Origin of the sequence: Microcoleus sp. A003_D6 (assembly GCF_036702825.1) — a bacterium.
Lineage (GTDB): Bacteria > Cyanobacteriota > Cyanobacteriia > Cyanobacteriales > Microcoleaceae > Microcoleus.
In genome coordinates this window covers 18,640-35,326 of sequence record NZ_JAUBWA010000076.1, presented here as the reverse complement: position 1 = coordinate 35,326, position 16,687 = coordinate 18,640, and the positions used below count along the sequence as shown (strand labels likewise).

Here is a 16,687-nt window from a genome sequence, read left to right as displayed (position 1 = left end):
ATGCGGGGGCTTGAGGATTTTAGATTTTAGATTTTGAATTGATTCCACGGATAAATCACGTGGCGGGTACCATCAAGCAATTCGCTTGTCAAAAAGAGTTTGATAGAATTAGTAAAATATGACCTATATCTGTCAGCATAGAAGTAGATAGCTCGATCGATCGCAAAGAGGCCACTGTGCAACCCGTAGACTTTACAACTTTAACCGCAGCTTGCAGCGAACTGCGAGCCCAATGGCTGCCAGCGCGCTTAGAACAAGTCTACCAGCGCGATCGATTTACCGTGTCCCTAGCCCTCCGCACCATGAAAGGGCGCGGCTGGATTGACCTTTCCTGGCATCCTGTGGCCGCCCGCATCTGCGTCGGCGACCCCCCGCCCCGCATTCCCGATACCTTCACTTTCAGCGAACAACTGCGGCATCAACTCAGCGGTTTAGCCTTAGTTTCCATCGCCCCCGTCTCCCCCTGGGAAAGAGTCATCGACTTGCAGTTCGCCAAACGCCCCGGAGAACCGGCCCTCTGGCACCTGTACGCCGAAATCATGGGCAAGTACAGCAACGTCATCCTCACCGCCCAAGACAACCTCGTTGTCACCTGCGCCCACCAAGTCAGCGCCAAACAGTCCACCGTCCGTCCCATCCAAACCGGGCAACCCTACGAAATGCCCCCGTCTTTGACCGATGCAGTGCCGAGTCTGAGCGAATCTCAAAACCGCTGGCAATCACGAATTAGCCTGGTTCCCGGTCAATTAAAGGGCAATCTGTTGAAGAATTACCGAGGGTTGAGTAAGGCATTAATTGGGTCAATGATTCGATCGGCTTCTTTAGACCCCGAACAATCCACCGACAGCCTCAATCCCCACGACTGGCAGCAACTATTCCAGCGCTGGCTGTACTGGCTGCAATGCCTGGGAAACTCCAAATTTCACCCGAGTTTTACCCCCGAAGGCTACACCGTCATCGACTGGCCGACACCCGACGTAAAAGAGACAAATCCTGTAAACGAATCTAATTCCCCTTATCCGTTACAAAACCCGCTGCCGAACTCTTCCGTTCAAGAAATACTTAACAGCTACTACACAGGCGAAATCAATCAACAACTATTCGCCCAACTGCGGCATCAGCTTACCCAAAAACTCAACAGCGTCCTGGCAAAACTGCGCCTCAAAGCCAACACATTTAAAGAACGCTTGCAGCAATCCGCTGACGCCGACACGCACAAATCCCAAGCCGATTTGCTGATGGCTTCTTTGCAGCATTGGGAACCGGGAATGAAATCAATTTCTCTCCCCGACTTTGAAACCGAAAAACCCGTTGCCATTCCCCTAAACCCGGAAAAAAACGCCGTTCAAAACGCTCAAGCAATCTACAAAAAACACCAAAAACTTAAAAGAGCTCGCATTGCAGTAGAACCTTTGTTAGCAGCCGTACAGGAAGAAATCGACTATTTAGAACAAGTTGAAGTCGCGCTTTCGGTATTGGAAACCTACCGCAACACCCAAGATTTGCAAACCCTCGCCGAAATCCGCGAAGAACTGATCCAGCAAAAATATCTAGACGTACCAGATTACCGCAGTACCGACAAAAACGCTGCGATCGAATTTCACCGCTACCAAACCCCCAGCGGCTTTGAATTGTTAATCGGGCGCAACAACCGCCAAAACGACCAACTGACTTTTCGCACCGCCAACGACTACGACTTGTGGTTCCACACCCTAGAGATTCCCGGAAGCCACGCTTTGCTGCGTCTGAAACCCGGTACTGTGGCGGAAGAAACCGATTTGCAATTTGCCGCCGACATGACTGCTTATTACAGTCGCGCCCGCCACAGCGAACAAGTCCCGGTGGTTTATACAGAACCGAAATATGTATACAAGCCGAAAGGTGCGAAACCGGGTATGGTTGTATACAAGCAGGAGCGGATTGTCTGGGGTAGACCGCAGCAAGCCCCTGCTTGATTTATACCAGTCGATCGACCCGTAGGGGCGGGTTTTACAGATAATACTTAATTCTCACAAACAATCTACATAAACCCGCCCCCACACAACCAATAATCTATATTGACCTGACATTTGATCGAATCCCAAATATGTAGATTCCAATTTGCCGTTAAGGGGGGCGGGTTTATGAGATTTTTGGTTTCCCACATAGATAATTCGTGAAACCCGCCCCTACAGCTTTCCTTGACCCGCCCGCCTAATGTAAAGTTTTATTACAAAAAATTAAATTTTGTTGTGAAAATACCGCTTAAGAGAGATGATATTTCTTTTAGAACCCGCTGCAAAGAAACGTGCAACTTGGGTTTCCTCACTGTGAGAAAAACACTGTGAGAACACAACGGATTTAACTATTTTTGCAGACCAGCTTTTGCTAAAGCTGGTCGTTTCTGTTGAAACATTAAATCTAAGCTCGGACAATTTTAGATTAGCGATTTTAGATTTTAGATTAAAACCGCCAATCTAAAATCTAAAAACTAACAACTAAAATCGCCAAGGGCTGCTTCTAGAAAGTAAAAGTCGTTCTGATCACCCCAATCACCAAATCAGAATTATCCTTATTGTGGTCGGGAGCAGTCAGCCAAATCACACCAGGAGTGACAGAAATATTGTCGCTCAACTTAAACTGATAAAAACCTTCAACGTGCAGCGAAGTATCCTTATCTTCCGGCAAAGTCCGATTAGTAGAACTCGTCACCCGCGGCTCCATACCTACCAGAATTCCCGCCACATTTCCTTCTTTCAACAAATCGGGAAAAGCCAAAGTAACTGCCCAGTTCCAGATTTTTTGGTCTCCCCGCTGCACAGAACCTGTAGGAGTAGCCAAATTGGATAAAATGCGCTGGTTGGTGTAGCCCGCCCAACCGCCAAGAGCAATTCGGCGACCCAATTTCAACGAAGCTTGCGCGCCGTAGGAATTGCTAGAAACTGGCAGATTGCTATCGCCCTCAAGCCCGAAGGAACCGAGACGCACCGGGAAATTAGAAGCATTGCTGCCGGTACCGGTAACGAAGTTGTAGGAATTAACGTAAGTTAAACCGATAGCAAAGCTGTCGCTCGGTTTGAAAGTCAACTGAGCCAAACCGCCGTAAGAACCGTTGAACAAACCGTTACCCCGCGTCGGGTTCGCGGCGTTGCCGGCCAAATATCCCAAACTCAGCTCGAGTTTTTCCCCAAACTGATGCCGCAAAGCGATACCAGAACCGCCAGTCAAATAGTAAATCGGGTTGCGAGTACCGAAGTTAGAAAGAGCACCGCTGCCGCCGTCTCCGTCAAAGTAAGGGTTGACTGTGTTGGTAAAATCGTCAGCAGCGCCGGCGTTGGCTTCTAGAATTACAGTAGTGCTTTTGCCGAGGGGGAATTGGTACAGCAGCGCATCTAAACCTACAGTATTGCTAGCCTCGCCAAAAGGCCCGGCATTAAACCGCAATTCCCCTTCAGCAGTTTTCGTATTGTTAGTAGAAAACGAACCCAAATTTAAAACTTGCAGTCGAGTTCTCAGCAAGTCTTCGCCAGTGAAACTCGTATCGAAATTGAGACGAACCCTGCTGCCAAAAGCCGTGGTTTTATCAGCTTCGTTACCTTCGGCATCATCTCCTCCGGCGATACCTGTCAAAGCAAATACGACTTCGCCGTTGAGTTTAGTCGTAGTCGAAAACTGATTTGCTTCTAATTCAGAGGCGCGCGCTTCCAAAGCATCGACGCGGCCGCGCAAAGTTGCCAATTCCGCCGCAAATTCTTCTTGCAACCTTTGCACAGAAGCCAAATCTTCTCGCGTCGCCAGATTTCCCGTACCGCCTCTAATCAGCTCGGTAACTTTATCCAAACACGCATTTAAACCCGCCGCAAACTCGTAGCGAGTCATCGCCCGGTTGCCGCGGAAAGTGCCGTCAGGATAGCCCGCTATGCACCCGTAGCGCTCTACTAGGGATTGCAAAGCTTGGAAGGCCCAATCGGTCGGTCGAACGTCGGAAAGTTGCGAAACTGAGGTTACTTGGCCGGCCGCATCTTCGCTGCTACTGTCTTCGGCGCTGTATTGGTTGATTTGTTCTAAAATATTTGACTGTGCTTGAGTTTGGGCACTTGGAGCAGTCGATTGGGAAATCTGCTCGGGTTGTGCGGCGGATTTTTCTGCGTTTAAATTAGCCGGTGCAGCGGCGGGTTGCGTTTCGCTTGAGTTTGCGGGCGCGACTGCGGGGATTTGCTCCGCGACTGGTTGTTCGGCGCTTAAGTTTGCGGGCGCGACTGCGGGTTTGGTTTCGCTTAAATCTGCTGCAACTGCGTTTTCGGGTGCTTTTGCTGGTTCGGCAACTGGGGCGATCAAATCGTTAGTGAAGCCCTCGTAGAGGTTCGCACTTTCTTTATCAATAGTTTCAACAGTCAAGTTGCTAGCTAGTGGCGCTGGTTCGGCTGTCTCAGGCTTTGCTGTCTCAGACTGGGCTGCCTCGGTTGCAGCACTTGCTAATTGCAATTTATCAGCTTGAGCTGCCGTGGCAATTTCTACAGGTTGGTCTGCTGCTAGCGCCGTCGAAGATATGACTAAACTTGCTGCCAATACCGCCGGACTAACTAAAAGTCCCTTCCACAAAAATTTGGACATTTTTTCCTCACACGACATTGAGCCTCGCGCCCGTTCCGAAGATTTAGGCGATCGTAAATCACCTTCAGTATTCGGCCTAATAGTATTTCTTGTCAACAATCGCGGAAATCGTTGCCGGAGAGTGCTGTTTTGCTGTGGCTGATTGCACAAAAACCCCGTTTATTCCCAAAATCCTTGGTTTGACTCACATCTTGCACCATTCTCGCTTAACAGGCTTTCGGGCCTGTTCCACAAAGAGTGAATTTTCTTGTGGAACAGGCCCGAAAGCCTGTTCCTAAACAAATAATTGAGAATGGTGCAACATCTCAGTTTAAAGATACCTACATAGAAACCTGGTTGATGGCTTGAGGTTGTGCAAGCTATCCCTCAGTAAGATTAATATTGACAGAACTGGCGCTAACAAATCGTTCGATCGGCTATATAACAAGTGAAAAAACTCAAATACGCCCTCGTGCACGAATGGTTGACGCCCTTAGCTACTGGCGGTTCAGAACTGGTAGTTGCCGAAATTCTCAAACACGTAGACGAGGCAGATGTCTATGCCCTCATCGACTTTGAATCGACCAATCCCGAAAGCTATCTTTTCCAAAGACAGATTGGCACAACATTTTTGCAGCATTTTCCCCGAGCCCGCAGCGGCGTGCAAAAATATTTGCCATTTCTGCCGATCGCGATCGAACAACTCGATCTGCGAGAATACGACATCATCCTCTCATCTTCCCACGCCGTCGCCAAAGGCATCCTCAGCAGTCCCCAGCAACTGCACGTCTGCTACTGCCACACGCCCATGCGCTACGCTTGGGACTTAACTTTTGACTATTTGCACAGCAGCAAAGCCGGACGGGGCATCCCGGGCCTGCTGACGCGATATTTGCTGCACCGACTGCGACAGTGGGACGTAATTTCTGCCAACCGCGTCGATTATTTCATCGCCAACTCTCAACACACGGCGCGCCGAATTTGGCGGTGCTACCGGCGGCGGGCTGAGGTGATTTATCCGCCGGTAAACATCGATCGATTTTCCTTGATTCGGCAAAAACAAGATTTTTACGTGACTGTTTGCCGATTGGTAAGCTACAAAAACGTTAGCGCGATCGTCCAAGCATTCAATCAACTCGGGCGTACTCTCATTGTCATCGGCACCGGGCCAGAATTAGACACGATCCGGCAAATCGCCAAACCCAACGTGCAAATACTCGGATGGCAGCCCCCCGAAGTAGTCGAAAAGTACATGGCAGAGGCGAAAGCTTTTGTCTATGCAGCTTGCGAAGATTTTGGCATAGCTTTAGTAGAAGCTCAAGCTTGCGGAACACCGGTAATTTCCTATGCAGCAGGGGGCGCTTTGGAGACAGTGCTCGACATTCGCCAACACAAGGAGACAGGGACTGGTTTATTTTTTCCCTCCCAAACCCCAGCAGCATTAGTCGAAGCTGTCGAGGAGTTTGAACAGTTGCAAGGCAACTTTCAGCCAGAAATAGGACGGTTGCGCGCCCGACAGTTTGCCCCCGAAGTCTTTGAGCAGCGCTATCTAGCTTTTGTGGAACGCTGCTATCAGGAATTTCAATCCCGCGATTTTACGAAGTCTGGGACTTGAGAGCGCGATAGCGGGAAAATCTTCCTTCTGCCTTATGCCTTGTGCCCTGTTCATTCTTGCTTCTTCCTTGTTTTTACCCGCTCAGCTTCGCCGAAGAGAGCCTTCTTCCTTCTTCCTTCTGCCTTATGCCTTCAGAAGCCCTATTCCTTATGCCTTCAGAAGCCCTCAACTACGGCTGCCTTCAGCCTTCAGAAGCCTTCAGAAGGCAGAAAATTGAGTATTTGAAACATAATTCACAGAACAAAGCGTCTTGAGGCTTTATGATCATGACTGTGTGTGGTGTGAAGTGAAGGAGTAAGATGACTGCCGACAGCCAACTAATCTCCGGCAAGGTAATTCGAGCGATCGCGAGACGCGGTTTTGGGTCTGTCCTGCAAGGAGATAGACCCATAAGTCGTCCTCTACAGAGCCTCGACGGAGAATTTTTCAAGCGGTTATTTGACATCCTGTTTTCCTTATCGGTTCTGCTCCTGTTTGCTCCGGTTTACCTGCTTTTGGCTCTCTCGATCGCCTTAAGCTCGTCCGGCCCTATTTTTTACGTACAGGAACGAGTAGGCAAAAACCGTAAAATGTTTTATTGCCTTAAATTCAGAACGATGGTGGAAAATGCGGATGACATATTGCTGGAAATCATGGAAAAATCTCCGCATTTGCGTCAAGAGTTTGAGGACAATTTCAAGCTTAAACAAGACCCTCGAATTACCTGGATTGGAAGATTTTTACGAATGACCAGTTTAGACGAATTTCCCCAGTTTTGGAATGTTTTAAAAGGAGACATGAGCGTCGTCGGACCGAGACCTTTAGTTGAAGAAGAACTGCCGAGATACGGCCGTCACATCAACAAAATTCTCACCATAAGACCTGGAATTACAGGCTTGTGGCAAGTGTCCGGTCGCAACGACATTCCCTATCCCCGCCGAGTCCAAATAGACCTCTATTACGCCAATGACAAAAACCTTTGGATGGATATGTGGATTGTTTTCAAAACAATTGGAGTTGTGATTTTTCCCAAAAATAACGGCGCATATTAATTTTTGTCGGCAGTCAGCCATCGGTAGTTAGTTTTCTTTGTTACTGACCACTGATGCTGACTACTGACAGCAAGCGGCAAACTCTTTGCCAAAACTATACAGTTCATTGATGCCGATCGAAGAATTGTGAGTTAACGTAGAGTTTGAGAAGAGGACCGACAGGCAACAACAGCCTCTGCCCGGAAAGTCCGAAGTGAATTAACACAGCCTGTCAAAGGAAAATCAGATGACGCAACGCAAGCGAGCGCTAATAACAGGTATTACAGGTCAAGACGGCTCCTACTTGAGCGAATTACTGTTAGATAAAGGATATGAAGTTCACGGCATTATCCGGCGGAGTTCTAGTTTCAATACCGATCGAATTGACCACATTTATGTCGATCCTCACATCGAGGGCGCGCGGTTGTTTCTGCACTACGGCGACTTAACCGACGGCACTACTCTGCGCCGCATTATCGAAGAAGTCCAACCTACAGAAATTTTCAACTTGGGCGCTCAATCCCACGTCAGAGTTAGCTTTGACTCCCCGGAATATACTGTTGACGCAGTGGGAATGGGAGTATTGCGGCTGCTAGAAGCAATTCGGGACTATCAACAGCGCACCGGCATTGAGGTGCGCTTTTATCAAGCAGGTTCTTCGGAAATGTTCGGTTTGGTGCAGGAAGTTCCCCAGAAGGAAACAACTCCTTTTTATCCCAGAAGTCCTTACGCCTGCGCCAAAGTTTACGGTCACTGGCAAACAGTAAATTATCGCGAATCTTACGGACTTTTTGCCTGCAACGGCATTCTGTTCAACCACGAATCTCCACGCCGCGGAGAAACTTTTGTCACCCGCAAAATTACTCGCGCTGTTGCCAGAATTGTAGCAGGCAAGCAGAAAAAACTTTACTTGGGCAATCTCGATTCCAAGCGGGACTGGGGCTATGCTAAAGACTACGTGCGGGCGATGTGGCTGATGCTGCAACAAGACAAGCCTGACGATTATGTCATTGCTACCAACGAAACCCATTCCATTAAAGAATTTCTCGATTTAGCCTTCACTTACGTCAATTTAGATTGGCAAAAATATGTGGAGTTTGACGAACGCTACTTGCGTCCGGCAGAAGTCGAACTGTTGATAGGCGATTCGACTAAGGCGCGCCAGGAATTAAAGTGGGAACCTTCTGTAACTTTTGAGGAGTTAGTACATTTAATGGTAGATGCTGACATGAAAGCTCTCGAAAAGCAAGAGCGAGGTTCTGGCAACGGATTTGATTAAGCCACAAAACTAAGCCGTCAGCGAACAATTTGTAGGGTAGTGCCCCGTGTCTGCCCCGATTCGCGAAATGCGCGATCGCGCTCTTTGATTGCCCCTCCACGCAGTTCACAACTGATGAGAAGATTGTTACAGGTAGTAGTGCGATCGCCATTCAAAGAACCAGCTTAATTGCTCGCCAAATTTTCGGCTGTGCGGGCAAACAAAAACATTAAAATGATAGTTGAGAAATCGCAGCCCATAAATCTAACTTTCGGGCGTGCATGGAACACATTGTCCCTATCTCAGGCAGCTAAAACTGATTTGTTGCCAAGCGCCTGCTGTAGCTGAAAGCTTTTTTTGGCTAAAGCCAACTATTTTAGAATTGAAATGTCGATCGACCCTTATTCAAAATCCCGAGGCTAAAATTATGACAAGCTTGGATTTAAGCAGTAAAAGCATTCTAGTCACGGGCGGCGCCGGTTTCTTGGGCCGTCAGGTCATCGACCAGTTAGTCAAAGCAGGAGCCGATGCTGATAAAATTTCAGTGACTCGATCGATCGACTGCGACCTCCGCGTCATGGAAAACTGCAAGCGCGCCGCCGACCAACAAAATATAATCATACACCTCGCCGCCCACGTCGGCGGCATCGGTTTAAATCAACTCAAACCCGCCGAACTATTTTACGACAATTTGATGATGGGCGCGCAACTAATTCACGCCGCCTACGAAGCAGGAGTCGAAAAATTTGTCTGCGTGGGCACAATTTGCGCTTATCCCAACTTGACTCCAGTTCCCTTCAAAGAAGACGACCTCTGGAACGGCTATCCCGAAGTAACTAACGCACCTTACGGAATCGCCAAAAAAGCCTTATTAGTGCAACTGCAATCCTACCGCCAGCAGTACGGATTCAACGGTATCTACTTGCTACCAGTAAATCTGTACGGCCCGGAAGATAACTTCGATCCGAAAAGTTCCCACGTCATCCCGGCATTAATTCGCAAAGTCCACGAAGCGCAAGAAAGGGGAGACAAAACATTACCAGTTTGGGGAGACGGTAGCCCCAGCCGCGAGTTTTTGTATTCCACAGATGCCGCGCGGGGAATTGTGATGGCGGCTCAATTTTACAACGAATCTGACCCGGTTAATTTGGGAACGAATAGCGAAGTTAAAATTCGCGATTTAGTGGAAACAATTTGCGAATTGATGGGATTTGAGGGAGAAATTGTTTGGGAAACAGACAAGCCGAACGGTCAGCCGCGCCGCTGTTTGGATACGGAAAGGGCGAAAGAAAAGTTTGGTTTTGCGGCTGAGGTGGAGTTTAAGGAAGGGTTGAAAAGTACGATCGATTGGTATCGAAAACACGCAGTTTGAGTGTGAAAACCCCGGTTTCTTGAAGAAACCGGGGTTTTTTTTGTTATAAACCTCATTGATAAGAGTCGGCGGTTGAAACCGCTCCTTGTCAAACGATGTCCGCCTCCGCGGACTAAGAAATTATATTGAGCGGCATCAGGGGCGGGTTCTTTGGCCAAAATTACTTTTGCAATAGATTTATTGTAAAATAAATTATTTTGGCCATAGTTGTTTTTAGAATGGAACTGAACCAGCAGAAAGAACTTTTTAGCAAAGCTTATGTACGTGCCGTTGCAGCCGTGGCAGGTTTCTCGATCGATCCGTTAGAATTAGACTTCGACAGCATCGACCTACAAATCACGGCTGGCAGCGGTGAGGGAAGCGTTTATTTTCCAGAGTTGAAGTTACAATTAAAATGTACTTCAAGAGACGTGATAGACGGCGACTACATCCGATATCCGCTCAAACTCAAAAACTACAACGATTTGAGAAGAAATACCCTAGTACCTAGAATCTTAGTTGTAGTTTTAGTACCAGAAAATCTAGAAGACTGGTTGCAGCAGTCAGAATCTGAACTGTGCATGAGAAGTTGTGCCTACTGGATGTCATTGCGGGGACAGCCAGAAACACAAAATATAGCAAATGTGACTGTTTCTTTACCCCGCACCAATCAGTTTACAATAGAAGCTCTTAAGTCAATGATACAGCGCATTAGCGAGGGAAGTTTGCCATGAAAGTAACTGTAAGAGATAGTCACATTCTGAAAACAATTGAGCCAAATGTATTAGAGAAATACTTAGAGATAAATGGCTGGCATAAAGCTCGTCAATTTTATGAGGGATTCATTTGGAGTAAGAAAAATTATTTGAGTCAGGAGGGGGAAGTATTGGTTTCGCCTCACCAAGATTTTGATGATTTTGCCGAGGTGATGTGTCGGAACTTAAAAGCATTAGAAGTGGTAGAAAATCGTTCTCAGCTAGAGATTCTCAGCGATTTAATCACTACTTTACCTAATGTTGCAATCTCAGGATGGATTAATAAAGTACACGGGGAAGAATCGGCAACCTGCAAAATTACATTAATGGGATTTGTGGTGGGGAAGCTGAGAAAAATTAATCTGGAATTGAGCGGATCTGATTATCAGTTGGCCCTCAAGGCTTATGAAGCGCGATCGCCCGTAACCTGTTTTGGTGATTTAATTAAAGAAAATGACGGTTTTGTGTTAAACAATCCGCACGATTTTGCTCTGCTGACTGAGGCTGAATTAATCAAATAGTTTGGTAAATACTTGTTACGATCAAATTTGAACCAAAAATAAATTTGCCGTTTTAGCAAGTCTAAATCGATCTCGACTGAAATCATATAAAACTTACATTTGGGAAAGCCAATGATTGCCGATCGCACCCACAATTATATCTCGCCCGAAGAGTATCTGAAGTTAGAAGAACTCAGTCCGCTCAAACACGAGTATATTCAGGGAGAAGTCTATGCAATGGCAGGTGCAAGTGATGCTCACGTGACGGTTGCGGGCAACTTATTTGCACTTTTGAGAAATCATGTTCGCGGTAGTGGCTGTCGTGTTTATATGTCCGACATGAAAGCTAGGATTGAATCTCAGAATATTTACTACTATCCCGATGTGATGATAACCTGCGATGAGCGGGACAAAGCTTTTCCATCTTTTAAAAGATATCCTTGTTTAATTGTCGAGGTTTTGTCAAATGGTACTGAAGGATTCGATCGGGGCGATAAGTTTGCTGACTATCAAGAATTAGAAACGCTTCAAGAGTATGTGTTAATTAGCCAAAAACGGCAGAGGGTAGAGTGTTTTCGCCGCAATGCTGAAGGGTTGTGGGTTTTGTATTCCTATACTCAAGGAAGCGAAATTCACTTGGCTAGCGTGGATTTTCGCACAAGTATTGAGGCTATCTATGAGGATGTAATTTTTACTAAGGAAGATTCAGCACCAGAAGTTGATGAAGCGCGATCGAGGGGATAAGTTGAAAGTGCGATCGTACTTCAGTGAAGGAAGGGCGATCGCTCTTGATATATTTAAAATGCCAGCAAGAAAGCCCCGATTATTTGTAAGATATGGATGACAGCCTCAATAGACAATCCCAGTGAACCCGCCAACGAGCCGATCGCTGTCGCTATTTCCGTAACACCGGCACCTGAACTGATTAAAGCTATCAACTGGCTAAGAAATTCAATAACAGCGGGTACGTTAGCAATCAAGCCAAACAGAGCCGCAACAGAAACAGCTCCGACATTGAGAGCTTCGAGTAGTGCCGTTAGCTGCGCGATCGCGCTTGGGCCTTGGGTGTGAATGTAATCTAAAATTTGTGTGATTGCTGCTACCAGTGCATCCATGCTTCTTTCCTTTTAGCGTCAAATACCTACGATAAATCAATACTCTTAGTCAACTAACTGAAAAAGCAGTTCAAAAAATAGTCGGATTATTTCAAACCCACTCAAATCATTTCTCATATCGATACGATGCAAAAAAACGACTATTTCTTAGCTTTAACCCGTAATTTTTCTCACAATTCTTCTATGCTTATCAATGACATCAGCAACCTCTTTGACCGTCTCCTTTTGTTCTTGCGACAGCGGACATTTTAGCTTAGGTTCTTTTTTTGGTTTGTCAGCCATGAGCTTAATACTCCAATGTTTTGCTATAGTTTATTAGCGACCAAGAATCGCTTATTTTTGGATAATATCATTATTTTCACCGTGATGTCCAGTCAGAAAATGTCAGAAAATGTAAGTTATTTTACCTGACGCTAACTCTTAAAAAAAGTCCAATGTTGCCATCCATGTCATAAAATGTCATAAAATAGCAGGTATAATAGGTCAAACCCCTAAACTTAACTCACCGATGGACGTTAAAGAAGTCTTGAGATTTGCCGATGACCTGGTTTTCGCTAAGACGGGAGAACATTTGGAGGATCTGCAAGAAGCTATCCTGGGGGGTGTATGGGAAGGTCAAAAATACTCTCAAATCGCAGAAGTATCGCATTGTAGCGAAGGTCACGTCAGGAATGTAGCTTCAAAATTATGAAAGCGTTTATCAAATGTATTAGGTGAAGAAGTTACTCCATCGAATTTACGATCGACACTTGAAAGACGACAATTATTCATCATTTCATCAAATTCTGGAAACGATTTTTTTATTGGTAATGTCAATGTCTGTAAGGATAGTCAATTTTCAGAACATCCAAAAGATCGATCGCCCTCAACCCCCACCCCAGACACCTCAAAACCCCAAACCCGACTAGACTTAGCAGACGCACCTCACATTTCATCATTGTCCGATCGCACATCCGAACTCGCCACCCTGGAAAAATGGATCGTCCAAGACAAGTGCAACCTTGCAGCTATATTAGACCTCTTGCAAAAATCCTTTTAATCAAATTATGGAACGGGCAAGATGCCCATTCCACAAGAAAAAAAAATTGTGGAATGGGCATCTTGCCCGTCCTAATTATTTTTGCAAGAGGTCTATTAGGAATAAGCGGCATTGGCAAAACCGCACTTTCCCTCCACCTAATACAAAAAATTCAGCATAACTTTGAATACCTCATCTGGCGAAGTCTCCGCCACTCCCCACCGTTAGAAACTACCCTAAAAAATCTCCTAGAATTTCTCTTAAATAAACCCGAAATCGAACTCCCTAGCAGCATCCCCGATCGACTTTCCCTGTTAATGGAATATCTCCGAAAAAACCGCTGTCTCATCATCCTCGACGACGTGCAAGCCATTCTCAGCAGCGGACAACTAGCAGGAAATTACCGCCCAGAATGCGAAAATTACAGCATCCTATTCAGACAAATCGGAGAAACAACCCACAACAGTTGTTTCATCATCCACACTTGGGAAAACCCCAGAGAAATTACCGCATTAACAGGCGAAAACTCACCAGTTCGTACTTTACAACTCAAAGGCATCGGTACAGATGCCACCGAAATTTTCAGACATAAAAACTTACTAAACCCCGAAAAATGGGAAAACCTAATTAACGCCTACCGAGGCAATCCATTGTGGTTGAAAATAGTCGCCACCACCATTCAAGAAATATTCCGAGGCCGGGTTGCAGATTTTTTCAAATATGATATGCTATTCTTAGGGGAAGAATTGGCATCAAACTTGCACCCGCAGATAAATCGCTTGTCAGAATTAGAGAAAAAGCTAATCTCCCGCCTCAGCCGCGAAGCAAATTCAGTTTCAATACAGCAATTGCTACAAGATGCCAATTTATCGCCCTCCGAGTTATTCAACGGGCTGCAATCTTTGGGGAGGCGATCGCTCGTTGAAATAGAAGAACAGGAAAATGAAACGTTATTCAGCGTTTGTCCTGTGGTGAGAAAATATGTGATATCAAATCCGGTTTGTTGATACTTTCCGAAAGTCCGAAAGTCCGACAGTCCGGCAGGGGTTGAAACCCCTGCCTCAAAGCTAAAGTCGGTTAAAACTGAGATATTGCACAATTCTCAATTACTTGTTTAGGAACAGGCAAGATGCCTGTTCCACAAGAAAATTAAATTTTTGTGGAACAGGCATCTTGCCTGTTGTTGAGAATTGTGCAAGATGTGAGTTAAAACCCACTACAGAATATGATGAAAATGCAATTAATTGTAGTCCTCTTTTAGAGGACTTTCGCTGTGAGACAGGGGTTTTCAACCCCTGTCGGACTCGAAATCAAACGAGAGATTCGATCGCAAATATGAACACTCCTAAACCTTCATTAACTAAAACTGAATTAAGAAAAGCGCTCCTCAACACCCGCAAATCCCTATCAGCACAAGAATGGAGACAAAAGAGCGATCGCATCTGCAACCGCCTGCAAAACTCGCCCCTATTCACCCAAGCAAAAACAATCCTCGCCTACTTTAGCTTTCGCCAAGAACCAGATTTAAGTCCCCTATTTGTAACTCCCCGCAAATGGGGATTTCCCCGCTGTGTCGGCAAAGAGCTATCCTGGCACATCTGGCAGCCCGGAGATGCTTTACATACGGTCGCTTACGGCATACTCGAACCACTGCCCGATGCTCCTAAAATAGATTACTCAGAAGTAGATTTAATACTTGTACCCGCCGTAGGTTGCGATGTTCGCGGCTATCGCTTGGGCTACGGGGGCGGCTATTACGATCGAATGTTCAGTTTAGCTGAGTGGGAATCAAAAATTGCGATCGGCATTATCTTTGAATTTGCCTTGATCGCCCAGCTACCAGCAGACTCCTGGGATCAACCGCTGCACGGAGTTTGCACCGAAAGCGGGTTAGAAATGATACAGCAAAAATCCAAAAGGTCGATCGAGCAATAAATTTTCAGTAATTATGCTTAGATCCGTATTTATATGTATCCTACTGAAAGTCATATTTAATCTAAAATCAAAAATCCAAAATCTCAAATGGTATAACCTATGGCCGCACGCTACGTTCGAGTTAAAACAACACAAGGACACATCCATTACGGCTTACTGCAACTAAGCCGCAGCGTTCAAGTATTTGATGCACCTCCCTGGTTACAAGGACAACCAACAGATTTGGAACTTTCACCAGATACTTACCAAATTCTCGCCCCGTGCTCTCCCTCAAAAATTGTAGCCGTAGGCAAAAATTATGTCGATCACGCCGCCGAGATGGGAACCCCAGTACCTGCGGAACCCCTGCTGTTTTTCAAGCCTCCGAGTGCTGTCATCCCCGCAGGTGGAGCGATTCGCTATCCGCAGCAGTCGGAAAGGGTAGACTACGAGGGAGAATTGGCCCTGGTGATTGGCGAACACTGTACCAACTGCACTCCCGAACAAGCACACAGCAAAATTTGGGGCTATACCATCGCCAACGACGTAACAGCCAGAGATTTGCAAAAGCGGGACAACCAGTGGGCGAGGGCCAAAGGGTTCGATACTTTTTGTCCCTTGGGGCCTTGGATTGTGCGCGAATTGAGTCCCGCTGCACAATTGCAGACTTTTGTCAATGAGAGCGATCGCCCCGTACAGTCATCCCCGATCGATCGAATGGTATTTTCCCCAGATTTTCTCGTCTCCTACATCAGTCAAATCATGACCCTAATTCCCGGCGATGTCATACTGACTGGAACGCCGCAAGGAGTAGGGCCGCTGCAAATAGGCGATCGAGTCCGCATTGAAATTGAAGGCATCGGCAGTCTTGAAAATACAGTCAGTAGTCAGTAGTCAGTAGTCAGTAGTCAGTAGGAATTGGTAATTGGTAATTAGAACCAACTGTCAACTGTCAACTGTCAACTGTCAACTGTCAACTGTCAACTGTCAACTGTCAACTGCCAACTGTCAACTGCCAACTGACTAACGAACCTGCATATAAACAGCATCCGAAAGCGGAGGAATCTCTGCATAGCGTCCCAAAAGCGACTGAACTACTGCATAGACAAATGCAGCAAAAGCGCCCAAAAACACCATGTTATACAGAGTTTCCGCAATAAATGCTACTTGCAAGCCTTTAGAAAAAATGGGCAAAACCAGACCGCACAGCATCAAAACAATGTCTAAAAGAATCGCCTGCATCGCATTAAAACGAATGAAGTGACTGATGTTTTCGTTTCTAACCACTCCTAAATAGAGGGCAAAGAAAATAATCAAGCTAGCGAAGGGCAAACTATAAATCTGAAGCAAAGGAGCTAGCGGGAGAAAAAACAGTTGCAAGACAGGAAACTGTGCAAACAGATACCTGCCAAACGCCAGCCCGTCAATTAGGGGGAGCAAATAAGGCAAAGAAGCAAAAATCCGGTCTGGAACAGTTGTAGACCCGCGCCAAGTCATAATGAACTCTCCTGAGTCGATCGGTGAATTATTAATTCCTATTAAAACCAGCATAACGCAGCAGGCTCAGTTCCGACTCGCC

Annotated in this window: 15 protein-coding genes; 11 read left to right on the top strand and 4 right to left on the bottom strand. The window is 46.2% G+C overall.

Annotated features, from left to right (window positions below):
- Positions 1–176 precede the first annotated feature (176 nt).
- On the top strand, positions 177–1,955 hold the full coding sequence (locus QUB70_RS20350) for an Rqc2 family fibronectin-binding protein (RefSeq protein ID WP_332983052.1): 1,779 nt from the start codon (positions 177–179) through the stop codon (positions 1,953–1,955).
- Positions 1,956–2,499: 544 nt separating this feature from the next.
- Here the strand turns inward: QUB70_RS20350 and QUB70_RS20345 are convergent.
- The gene (locus QUB70_RS20345) at positions 2,500–4,593 is read right to left on the bottom strand and encodes an iron uptake porin (protein ID WP_332983051.1); all 2,094 of its coding nucleotides are present in this window, start codon (positions 4,591–4,593) and stop codon (positions 2,500–2,502) included.
- 427 nt (positions 4,594–5,020) lie between these two features.
- On the opposite strand from QUB70_RS20345, the gene QUB70_RS20340 reads away from it, so the two are divergent.
- The 7 genes from QUB70_RS20340 to QUB70_RS20310 all read left to right on the top strand — a co-directional run bounded on the left by QUB70_RS20340 (position 5,021) and on the right by QUB70_RS20310 (position 11,805).
- Positions 5,021–6,187 carry a glycosyltransferase gene (locus tag QUB70_RS20340; protein WP_332983050.1) on the top strand — a complete coding sequence of 389 codons (1,167 nt, stop codon included), beginning with the start codon at positions 5,021–5,023 and terminating at the stop codon, positions 6,185–6,187.
- Between the two features lie 299 nt (positions 6,188–6,486).
- Entirely contained in the window at positions 6,487–7,218 is a 732-nt protein-coding gene (locus QUB70_RS20335; protein ID WP_332983048.1) for a sugar transferase, read from the top strand.
- 226 nt (positions 7,219–7,444) lie between these two features.
- Positions 7,445–8,476, top strand: a complete 1,032-nt coding sequence (gene gmd / locus QUB70_RS20330; protein ID WP_332983046.1) for a GDP-mannose 4,6-dehydratase — start codon at positions 7,445–7,447, stop codon at positions 8,474–8,476.
- A gap of 406 nt (positions 8,477–8,882) precedes the next feature.
- Positions 8,883–9,827 carry a GDP-L-fucose synthase family protein gene (locus QUB70_RS20325; RefSeq protein WP_332983044.1) on the top strand — a complete coding sequence of 315 codons (945 nt, stop codon included), beginning with the start codon at positions 8,883–8,885 and terminating at the stop codon, positions 9,825–9,827.
- Between the two features lie 218 nt (positions 9,828–10,045).
- Entirely contained in the window at positions 10,046–10,540 is a 495-nt protein-coding gene (locus QUB70_RS20320) for a DUF4365 domain-containing protein (RefSeq protein ID WP_332983043.1), read from the top strand.
- Positions 10,537–11,082 (top strand): hypothetical protein, encoded by a 546-nt coding sequence (locus QUB70_RS20315; RefSeq protein WP_332983042.1) that lies wholly within the window; start codon positions 10,537–10,539, stop codon positions 11,080–11,082. Before QUB70_RS20320 ends, QUB70_RS20315 begins: the two co-directional genes overlap by 4 nt.
- A 111-nt stretch (positions 11,083–11,193) precedes the next feature.
- Entirely contained in the window at positions 11,194–11,805 is a 612-nt protein-coding gene (locus QUB70_RS20310; protein WP_332983041.1) for a Uma2 family endonuclease, read from the top strand.
- A 53-nt stretch (positions 11,806–11,858) separates the two neighbouring features.
- On the opposite strand, the gene QUB70_RS20305 is transcribed toward QUB70_RS20310, so the two are convergent.
- Positions 11,859–12,176 (bottom strand): hypothetical protein, encoded by a 318-nt coding sequence (locus QUB70_RS20305; protein WP_332983040.1) that lies wholly within the window; start codon positions 12,174–12,176, stop codon positions 11,859–11,861.
- Positions 12,177–12,329: 153 nt separating this feature from the next.
- The gene (locus tag QUB70_RS20300; RefSeq protein WP_332983039.1) at positions 12,330–12,458 is read right to left on the bottom strand and encodes a hypothetical protein; all 129 of its coding nucleotides are present in this window, start codon (positions 12,456–12,458) and stop codon (positions 12,330–12,332) included.
- Positions 12,459–13,268: 810 nt separating this feature from the next.
- Between QUB70_RS20300 and QUB70_RS20295 the strand changes: the two genes are divergently transcribed.
- The 3 genes from QUB70_RS20295 (at position 13,269) to QUB70_RS20285 (ending at position 16,002) form a co-directional block, all read left to right on the top strand.
- Positions 13,269–14,201, top strand: coding sequence for an NB-ARC domain-containing protein (locus QUB70_RS20295; RefSeq protein ID WP_332983038.1), 933 nt, complete (start codon positions 13,269–13,271; stop codon positions 14,199–14,201).
- 328 nt (positions 14,202–14,529) lie between these two features.
- Positions 14,530–15,129 (top strand): 5-formyltetrahydrofolate cyclo-ligase, encoded by a 600-nt coding sequence (locus tag QUB70_RS20290; protein ID WP_332983037.1) that lies wholly within the window; start codon positions 14,530–14,532, stop codon positions 15,127–15,129.
- 99 nt (positions 15,130–15,228) lie between these two features.
- Positions 15,229–16,002, top strand: a complete 774-nt coding sequence (locus QUB70_RS20285) for a fumarylacetoacetate hydrolase family protein (protein WP_332983036.1) — start codon at positions 15,229–15,231, stop codon at positions 16,000–16,002.
- Between the two features lie 129 nt (positions 16,003–16,131).
- Here QUB70_RS20285 and QUB70_RS20280 read toward each other — a convergent pair whose 3' ends face one another.
- Positions 16,132–16,605 (bottom strand): Tic20 family protein, encoded by a 474-nt coding sequence (locus QUB70_RS20280; protein WP_332983054.1) that lies wholly within the window; start codon positions 16,603–16,605, stop codon positions 16,132–16,134.
- Between the last annotated feature and the right edge of the window lie 82 nt (positions 16,606–16,687).